Annotated in this window: 7 protein-coding genes and 1 tRNA gene; 4 read left to right on the top strand and 4 right to left on the bottom strand. The window is 65.4% G+C overall.

The features are described from left to right. Positions 1-437 (top strand): 23S rRNA (pseudouridine(1915)-N(3))-methyltransferase RlmH (gene rlmH, locus N7573_RS18815; protein WP_279920602.1); only part of this gene is annotated, 437 nt, incomplete at its 5' end. Positions 438-459: 22 nt separating this feature from the next. Then, positions 460-536: transfer RNA gene (locus N7573_RS18810), tRNA-Asn, on the top strand. 132 nt (positions 537-668) lie between these two features. Here the strand turns inward: N7573_RS18810 and N7573_RS18805 are convergent. From N7573_RS18805 to N7573_RS18790, 4 genes are all read right to left on the bottom strand, one after another. Further along, entirely contained in the window at positions 669-2,090 is a 1,422-nt protein-coding gene (locus N7573_RS18805; protein ID WP_279913884.1) for a basic amino acid/polyamine antiporter, read from the bottom strand. Between the two features lie 138 nt (positions 2,091-2,228). Continuing rightward, positions 2,229-5,063 carry a TonB-dependent receptor gene (locus tag N7573_RS18800; RefSeq protein ID WP_279913883.1) on the bottom strand — a complete coding sequence of 945 codons (2,835 nt, stop codon included), beginning with the start codon at positions 5,061-5,063 and terminating at the stop codon, positions 2,229-2,231. Positions 5,064-5,254: 191 nt separating this feature from the next. Beyond that, positions 5,255-5,905 carry an energy transducer TonB gene (locus tag N7573_RS18795; RefSeq protein ID WP_279943245.1) on the bottom strand — a complete coding sequence of 217 codons (651 nt, stop codon included), beginning with the start codon at positions 5,903-5,905 and terminating at the stop codon, positions 5,255-5,257. 216 nt (positions 5,906-6,121) lie between these two features. Continuing rightward, positions 6,122-6,859, bottom strand: coding sequence for an SIMPL domain-containing protein (locus tag N7573_RS18790; RefSeq protein WP_006382138.1), 738 nt, complete (start codon positions 6,857-6,859; stop codon positions 6,122-6,124). A 131-nt stretch (positions 6,860-6,990) separates the two neighbouring features. Between N7573_RS18790 and N7573_RS18785 the strand changes: the two genes are divergently transcribed. Both N7573_RS18785 and rng read left to right on the top strand, forming a co-directional pair. Further along, positions 6,991-7,599 carry a Maf family nucleotide pyrophosphatase gene (locus tag N7573_RS18785; RefSeq protein WP_032128990.1) on the top strand — a complete coding sequence of 203 codons (609 nt, stop codon included), beginning with the start codon at positions 6,991-6,993 and terminating at the stop codon, positions 7,597-7,599. Next, positions 7,592-9,079 (top strand): ribonuclease G, encoded by a 1,488-nt coding sequence (gene rng / locus N7573_RS18780; protein WP_010482960.1) that lies wholly within the window; start codon positions 7,592-7,594, stop codon positions 9,077-9,079. Before N7573_RS18785 ends, rng begins: the two co-directional genes overlap by 8 nt. Position 9,080 lies beyond the last annotated feature (1 nt).

The following is a 9,080-nucleotide window of genomic DNA, read 5'->3' as shown; positions in this document are numbered from 1 at the left end:
CCCCCAGCTGGGTGGCGCAGGGCTTCGCCGAGTACCAGAAGCGGCTGTCGCACTGGCTGCCGTTCGAGCTGGTGGAAATCGAGCCCGGCCTGCGTGGCAAGGGGCGCGATCCGCGCCGCGCCACCGAAGATGAAGGCAAGCGGGTCATCGCTGCGCTGCCGAAGAATGCCTATGTAGTGGCGCTGGATGTGCCAGGGCGACAGCTGAGTTCCGAACAGCTGGCACAGCGCCTGGAACACTGGCGCGGGCAGGGAAGGGACCTGGCGTTCCTGATCGGTGGCCCGGAAGGGCATTCGCCGGAGGTGTCCGCGCTGGCCGATGAGAAGTGGTCGATCGGCCCGCTGACGCTGCCGCACATGCTGGTGCGCCTGGTGGTGGCCGAGCAGCTGTATCGGGCTGCCGCAATGATTGCCAATCACCCCTACCATCGCGCGTGAAGAGTGGTTATACTAGTCGTCTGCCCGAATAGCTCAGCCGGTTAGAGCACTTGACTGTTAATCAGGGGGTCGTTGGTTCGAGTCCAACTTCGGGCGCCACCTTGAAAAACCTGCATCGCGAGATGCAGGTTTTTTTTTGCGTCTTTGTAGCGTCGAGGTTGCGCGACTGCTGTTGTGGAGCCGAGCCATGCTCGGCTGCTGCGGATGAACCAGCCGAGCGTGGGCTCGGGTCTACAGCGCGAGATTGCCTCGCCAGAACGCCACCAGCGTAGCAACCGCCACAACCAGGATCGCAGCGAACAGTACCCCTTCCCAACGCGTAAATACCTGTTCGCCGCGTTGGTGCCGGGTCAATGCGAACAACACCACGCCGGGCACGTACAGCAGTACCGACAGCAGCAGGTTGTCCAGCCCGCCGGCATACACCAGCCACAGCGCATACGCACTGGCCAGCAGTGCCACCCCGAAATCACGCCAGCGTACGCGCGGTTCGCCAACGTAGGCCTGCCCGCGCCAGGCCAGCTGTACGCCGAATGCCGTGGACAGGAAGTAGGGTACCAGGCTCATCGACGCGGCCAGCAGCACCAGCCCGGTATAGCTGCCGGAATTGACCAGCACCAGCAGCAGGAACAACTGGATCAGCCCGTTGCTCAACCACAGTGCATTGGCCGGCACGCCGCGCGCGTTCTCACGCCCCAGGAAGGCCGGCATGGTGCCGTCACCTGCGGCGGCATAGAGCACTTCGGCGCACAGCAGCACCCAGGCCAGCAATGCACCGAGAACGGAGATGATCGAACCGATGATGATCACCGTCGCGCCCCATTCGCCGACAATGGCGCGCAGCACATAGGCCATCGACGGATTGGGCAGTCCGGCCAGTTCCGCCTGCGACAGCACGCCCATCGACAACAGGCTGACCAGCACCAGCAGCAGCCACACGCCGAGGAAGCCGATCACCGTGGCGCGACCCACGTCGGCACGGCGTGCGGCGCGCCGCGAGTAGATGCTGGCGCCCTCGATGCCAATGAACACCCACACGGTCACCAGCATCATGCCGCGCAGCTGCTGGCCGAGGTCGCCGAGTGCAGGCGCGCCGAGGAAATCGGCGCGGAACACGTCCATGCGGAACGCGCCGGCGGCCAGGACCAGGAACAGGGCGATCGGCAGCAGCTTGGCTACGGTCACCAGGCCGTTGACGATGGCTGCAGTGCGCAGGCCACGCAGCACCAACAGGTGTACGGTCCACAACAGCAATGACGATGCGGCCATGGCGGCCGGGGTATTGCCTTCGCCGAACACGGGCATGAAGTGGCCGAGGCCACTGAAGATCAGCACGAAGAAGCTGGCGTTGCCGAGCACCGAGGCGACCCAGTAGCCCCACGCAGCGGAGAAGCCGATGTAGTTGCCGAAGCCTTCGCGTGCGTATGCGTAGATGCCGGTATCGAGATCAGGCCGGCGGTTGGCCAGGGCCTGGAATACGAAGGCCAGCATCAGCATGCCCGCGCCGCTCAGGGCCCAGCCGATCAGCGCGGCGGCAGGCCCGGCGCTGCGCGCCACGTTCTGCGGCAATGAAAAGATGCCGGCGCCGACCATCGAGCCGACCACCAGTGCAGTCAACGCGGGCAGGCCCAGGCGTTGCGAAGTTGCGGCCATGCAGATCCCCTGCGGCGGTGATGCCGCGTGCACACGGTAGCCATGTGCCCGTGAACATGCCTGCAAGGGGCGGAACGACGAAGGCCCGGGCAGCTGCCCGGGCCTTCGAAGTTGCTGCGTTGAAAGGTGTTGCCTGTATTACTTGAAGGTGTACTTGGCACCGACGGTGAAGTAGCGACCGATGGCACCACTGAAGTGCAGCGGGTTGTAGTTGACACCGCCGTAGGTGGACGGATCCAGCGGCGCGATGCGATCGAACACGTTCTGCACCGAGGCGTTCAACTCGAAGGCTTCAGTGATGTTCCAGCGGCCCGACAGGTCGAAGGTGGTGAACGAGGAGATCTTCTTGACGTCCGTTCCGTCTGCATACGCGAACAGATAGGAGCCGTTCGGACCACGGAAGTCCTTGTTGTCCATCTTCGAGATGTAGTTGGCAACGCCGCTGACGCTCCACGGACCCTGCCTCCAGGTGGTGCCGAAGTTGATGCGGTCCTTCGGGGTGCCGATGCAGTTGGTCACGTCGCAGTTGCCGTGAGTACCCGCGTAGTCAACCGTCACGTCGGCATCGGTGCGCTCGAACTTGAGCACATGGCTCCACTGCAGGTCCATCTCCAGCTGGCCCGGGCCGATGTCGAAGGTCTGGCGGATATCGGTATCGATACCCCGGACCCGGGTCGATGCGGCATTGATGTACTGCGTGTTGACTGCCAGGATGCTGCCGGTGCCGGGCACGCCGTTGAGCAGGTTGCTGTCACGCAACACGTTGCCGGCGGCGATGGCTTCGGAGGTGCTGCCCTGGGCAATTTCGTTGGTGCGCTTGATCTGCCAGGCATCGATGGTCAGCGAGGTCGTGGACGTCGGCTGCAGGACGATACCCACCGAGTAGCTCTTGGACTCTTCCGGCTTCAGATCCTTGTTCGGGCGGGTGATGATGGCCACCGGCAGGGCGCCGCAGTCATCCCCGGTGGCACCCGGTGCAGGGTTGCCGTTCGGGCAACGTACCGGATCGGACGCGTTGGAGAACGCTGCCAGGCCACCATCGCCGTTCTCGGCCGGGTTGGGTGCCCGGAAGCCTTCGGCGTAGCTGCCACGCAGTGCGATCCAGTCGGCCGGGGTCCACTTGATGCCGATCTTCGGCGTGGCCTTGCCTTCACCGCTCTCGTACTTGTCGTAGCGAACCGCACCGGACAGTTCCAGGGTTTCCAGCACGGGCGCAGACAGCTCAACGTAGCCTGCGTACACGTTCTGGGTGCCGTCGTAGGCCGAGTAGCCCAGGCCGATGATCTGGCCCTTGTCGGTGTAGGTCTGCGGGGTCAGGCTGTTGCTGGTCTTGCGCCATTCGGTACCCAATGCCAGGCCCAGCGGGCCACCCTTCAGGTCCATCAGGCTGCGCGACACGGTGAAGTCGAACATGTCCAGGCTGGACTTGGCGCGGGCGCTGATATCCGGCGAGATGAAGTCGTACAACGCCTGCGAGTTCATGCCCGCGTTGTCACCGATGCGCCAAACACCACCGGCGCAGTTCGGGTTGGCCAATGCGCAACGTACGTTGTCGTAGTTGAGGAAGCCGGTGCGCTTGTTGACCAGATCAGTGCCCGAGTGCAGATAGGCGGTGTCGTAGCTCCAGTCGCCCCAGTTGCCCTTGACGCCGACCAGGAAGCGGGTGAACTCATTGGTGTTGTTGGTCACGCGGGGACCGACATCCCACGCCGAATAACGCAGGCGCGAGGCCTGGCCGGGAATGGGATTGTCAGGATGATTCGGGCCCAGCACCACTGCGCCCGGGCCACTGTTGCCGTTGACCGGGCCTTCGGGGAAGCCCCAGCTGCCGGATACGCCGGACGGGGTGTTGCTGAAGGTGGTCTCTTTCTTCGAGTAGCCGATTTCGGTGTAGATCTCGCCACCTTCACCAAACGCGAAGCTGGCACGGCCAAACACGTTGACGTACTTCTCTTCCGGGGTCAGATCGCGATACAGCTGGTTCGGATCCCACAGGCAGCCCTGCGCCTGTGCAGTAGCCTCGGTCTGGCCGGGAATGGTGGTCAGGCCAGCACAGCCCGGCAATGCGACCAGGAAGGCAGGATTGTCCTTGGTCACATTGCGATCGTCATACACCGAACCGTTCGGACCAACACCGCCGCGGGTCTTGCCGCTGAGGAAGGCGCCGCCGAGGAACTGGGCGTTGTTGCCATAGCCCCACGGGCGGGTATCGCCGGTACCGATCCACTTGCGGTTCTTGCGATCACTGATCTTGATCGCGTCGGTCTTTGCCACATCCAGGCTGAAGAAGGCATTCCAGCCGTCGGTGGCCAGATCGCCGGTACCGGCGGTCAGGGTCGCCTTCTTCGCGTCGCCATCGCTGTCGCCAGACAGGCCGTAGGAGCCCCGGAGGATCGCGCCCTGGAAGTCGCTGCGCAGGATGATGTTGACCACGCCGGCGATGGCGTCGGAACCATAGATCGCCGAGGCGCCGTCCTTCAGCACTTCCACGCGTTCGACGGCGTCGAGCGGGATGGTGCTCAGGTCGGTGAAAACCTTCTGGCCGTCATCGGCCAAGCCGTAGGTGGCCATGCGGCGACCATTCAACAGGACAAGGGTCGAACCCGCGCCCAGGCCGCGCAGCGAGATGCCGGCACCACCGCCGGCAAAGCCGTTGCCGAAGGTCTTGGGAATGGAACCGGAACCGTCGGCGGTCAGTGTCTGCAGGTACTCGGCAACCGTGGTCTTGCCCGTACGGTCGATTTCCTGGCGGGTCACCACCTGCACCGGGGACGGTGTTTCAGTGTTGGTGCGCGGGATGTTCGAACCGGTGACCGTGATGCGGTCCAGGTTGGTGGCCTTGTCCTGCGCGAAAGCGGAGGTGGAAGCCACGGCGCCAACCAGCAGCAGCGTGCCGCCGGTAAGGATATGGGTGATGGACGATGCCAGGGTGGTGCGGCGGCGGCTGGCGGGCCGTTGGATCAGGTGTTTCACAGCTTCTCTCCTAACTGGAAAACCGTAGCGTTGAGGGCTGTCTCCGGAAGATTCCGGGACGGACCAATCTAGGTTTCCGACAGGTGACGAAGTCGTGAATTTTTGCTTAATCAATAACAGTTGATCCTGTTCCGTCCGTACCCGCCCGGACGGAAGCGCCGGCCCGGCAAGCAGCCGGGCCGGCGATCACCTCAGTCCGGCAGCGAAAACTGCACCGGCACCATGCCGATGGCCGGCACGGCCACGCCATCACGCTGGGCCGGCTCGAAGCGCCAGTGCCTGAGCACCTGCTGGCGTGCGGCCTGGTCCAGGCTGCGCGAGCCACTGCTGCGCTCGATGCTGACCACCGCCGGCTGCCCGTGGGAGTCCACCTCTACCCGCAACAGCACCGTCCCCTGCTCGCGGTTGCGCAGTGCCGCCAGCGGGTAGGCCGGCGGCGGGGCGCTGCGGTACTGCAGCTGGGCGCCGGCCAGAGGCGTGGAGGTATCGATGCTCGGTGCCAGCTGGGGCGGGGCCGGTTCGGCGGCCGGCAGTGCGATGCCCTGGGTCTCCTCCACGGTCGCGGTGAGTGCAGGCAGTGGCGGTGCTACCGGCTGCGTCCGGGGTTTCGGCACCACCTGGACGATCTCTCTCGGCGGGATCGGAACCGGCGGCGTGGGCGGTGGCGGGATCTTCTCGATCAGCCTGACCGCAGTCTTGTCACGTGGGACCTGCACGGCCTGGTAGGTCGCCGGTATCAGCAGCAACAGGAAGGCCAGCAGATGCAGGGCGATGGCCGCGCTCCAGGCGGCAACGCGGGCGGGGTCGAAGTGCGGGGATGCAACGGGATACGTACGAACCATGGTCCACCTCCATGCCAGTGACGAAGTCCTCAACGCACCAGGGCCCGTGGCGGGGTTGCCGCACGCGGCTGGCAGTCCATCAGTAGCGCGACAGGGCGGCCACTGCCTAGAGGCAGGGGGGCGATCGTTGGGCTGGCCTTCAGCCAACGCCGGCTGCGGGCATGAAAAAGGCGGACCCCCTGCGGGATCCGCCGTTGTCGGCAATGGCGAACGGGATCAGCGACCCAGTTCGAACACCACGTCCAGGTTTACCGAGACGGTCGATTCACCCGGTGCGACCGGGGTGGCCTTGTCCATCGCCGCGCCGGCCGACATGGCCCGCATCATCGGCATCGGGCGGTAGCCGCCGCCAGCGTTCTCGGAAATGCTGACGATGCGGCGCACCTGCAGGCCCAGCGACTTCGCATAGGTCTGGGCGCGGGCCTGGGCCTTCTTCAGTGCAGCCAGGCGGGCTTCGTCATAAACCGGTTCCGGCTGGTCGATCTCGAAGCTGGGGCCGTTGATCTGGTTGGCGCCCTGCGCAGCCAGTGCGTCCAGCACCTTGCCGAGCTTGGCGATGTCGCGCACCTTCAGGCTGACGGTGTTGCTGGCCTGGTAGCCGGTGATCTTCGGTGCTTCGTTGTCGGCATAGCGGTACTGCGGGTTGAGGCTGACGCCACTGGTCTGCACGTCGCGCTCGGCGATGCCGGCGGCCTTGATCGCGGCCAGTACCTTGTCCATCTGCTGGGCGTTCTGGCGCATGGCGCTGTTGCCATCGGCGGCCTGGGTGACCACACCGGCCGACAGGGTGGCCACGTCCGGCACGCGGGTCGCCTCGGCATTGGCCGAGATGTTCAGCAGGGTGCCTTCGGCCGGGGCGGCGATCGACGGCGACGACGGGGCAGCATGGGCGGTCATCGAGGTTCCAAGGGCGAGGGACAGGGCGAGCAGCAGCGGGGTGGCGGTCAGGCGCATGGAGAACTCCTTGTTGTGCCGTTGAGGGTGGTGTCGTAGCGATGAACGCGCTGTGAGCCCGTTCGGGGTTGCGCACGTTCCGGGACGGGTTGCCGACGATTCAGGTGGCGGCCTCAGGTTATGCTGTGCCGATGCTCTATCTTGCTTCCCGCTCCCCCCGACGCAACCAGCTGCTGGCCCGACTCGGACGCCCCTTCCAGGCCCTGGACCTGGAGGTCGTCGAGCAGCGCGCGCCCGCTGAAAGCGCCGAACAGTATGTCTGCCGGGTCGCCGCCGACAAGGCGCGCGCCGGGCTGGCCCGGGTGCTGGCCGATGACCCGCAGGCGCGCGTGCTCGGCTCGGACACCGAGGTGGTACTGGATGGCGACGTGTTCGGAAAGCCCACTGACGCCGCCGATGCGCGGGCGATGCTGGCGCGCCTTGCCGGGCGTACCCATCAGGTGATGACCGCCGTGGTGGTGGTCGGCGCGGACGGGCTGGACAGCGAACTGGTCATTTCCGAAGTGACCTTCGCCCCGATCGACGCTGCCGACATCGCCGCCTACGTGGCCACCGGCGAGCCGTTGGACAAGGCCGGGGCCTACGCCATCCAGGGCGGGGCCGAGCGCTGGATCGAACACCTTTCCGGCAGCTACTCCGGCGTCATGGGGCTGCCATTGCTGCATACCGATCGTCTGCTGGCGCGCTGCGGCGTGCCGGCCACAACTGCCGATGCCGCCAGGGAGGCTGCCGATGTCTGAGGAAATCCTGGTCAATGTGACCCCGCGCGAAACCCGGGTCGCGGTGATCGAGAACGGCATGCTGCAGGAACTGCACATCGAGCGCGGTTGGCGCCGGGGTGTGGTCGGCAACATCTACAAGGGCAAGGTGCAGCGGGTGATGCCCGGCATGCAGGCCGCCTTCGTCGAAGTCGGGCTGGAGCGTGCCGCGTTCCTGCATGCCAACGACGTGGTGCGGCCGGCGCCGGTGGCCAGTGCCGATACCGAGAACACCACGCTGCCGCCGCCGTCCAGCGTGCCGATCGTCGAGCTGCTGCGCGACGGCCAGGACATCGTGGTGCAGGTGGTGAAGGACCCGATCGGGACCAAGGGCGCACGCCTGACCACCCAGATCAGCATTCCCTCGCGCTACATGGTGCTGCTGCCGCAATCCAAGGTGGTGGGCGTTTCCGCACGCATCGAGGATGAAACCGAGCGCGCCCGCCTGAAGGCGCTGGTGACCGAACTGTCGGCGCAGCACGGGGGCTACGGCTACATCGTGCGTACCAATGCCGAGGGCCAGCCGGCAGAGGCCATCGCCGAGGACATCGCCTACCTGTCGCGCGTTTGGAACGTGGTCGAGCGTCGTGGCCGCGAAGCGGCCTCGTGCAGCAACATCTATGAAGACCTGAGCCTGCCGCTGCGATCGGTACGCGACCTGATCCGCAAGGACGTTGACAAGGTGAAGGTGGACTCCAAGGAGACCTTCGCGCAGTTGCAGGCCTTTGTTGCCAAGTACATGCCGGTGCTTGCCGAGAAGATCGAGCTGTACAGCGGTGATCGCCCGATCTTCGACATGTTCGGGGTGGAGGACGAGATCGGCCGCGCGCTGGACAAGCAGGTGCCGCTGAAATCCGGTGGCTACCTGGTGATCGACCAGACCGAGGCGATGACCACCATCGACGTCAACACCGGTTCGTTCCTCGGCCAGCGCAACCTGGAAGAGACGGTGTTCCGCACCAACCTGGAAGCGGCACAGGCGGTGGCACGGCAGCTGCGGCTGCGCAACCTGGGCGGCATCATCATCATCGATTTCATCGACATGGACGATGCCGAGCATCGCCGCCAGGTGCTGCGCACCCTGGAAAAGGCGTTGGCCCGCGACCATGCCAAGACCACGGTGTACGACTTCTCGCCACTGGGCCTGGTGGAGATGACCCGCAAGCGCACGGTGGAAAGCCTGGAGCGCCAGCTGTCGGAAACCTGCCCGCAGTGCAGTGGCCGCGGCAGCATCAAGACCACCGAGACGGTGACCTACGAGATCTTCCGCGAGATCACCCGTGCCGTGCGCCAGTTCGATGCCGCGCGCCTGCTGGTGATCGCGTCGACCAAGGTGGTCGCGCGCATCACCGACGAGGAATCCGCGGCGGTGGCCGAGCTGGAGGAATTCCTCGGCAAGAGCATCCGCTTCCAGGCGGACGAGCAGTACCTGCAGGAGCAATTCGATGTCGTTCTGCTCTGAT

The organism is Stenotrophomonas sp. GD04054, assembly GCF_029836955.1.
GTDB classification, from domain to species: Bacteria; Pseudomonadota; Gammaproteobacteria; order Xanthomonadales; family Xanthomonadaceae; genus Stenotrophomonas; species Stenotrophomonas maltophilia_A.
Note: the sequence above shows the minus strand (reverse complement) of the source record. Positions and strands in the feature narration are given on the sequence as shown.

Coding starts and splice junctions, on each gene's coding strand:
- N7573_RS18805 (WP_279913884.1), bottom strand. CDS start 2,090: ATGGCCGCAACTTCGCAACGCCTGGGCCTGCCCGCGTTGACTGCACTG.
- N7573_RS18795 (WP_279943245.1), bottom strand. CDS start 5,905: ATGGTTCGTACGTATCCCGTTGCATCCCCGCACTTCGACCCCGCCCGC.
- N7573_RS18790 (WP_006382138.1), bottom strand. CDS start 6,859: ATGCGCCTGACCGCCACCCCGCTGCTGCTCGCCCTGTCCCTCGCCCTT.
- N7573_RS18785 (WP_032128990.1), top strand. CDS start 6,991: ATGCTCTATCTTGCTTCCCGCTCCCCCCGACGCAACCAGCTGCTGGCC.
- rng (WP_010482960.1), top strand. CDS start 7,592: ATGTCTGAGGAAATCCTGGTCAATGTGACCCCGCGCGAAACCCGGGTC.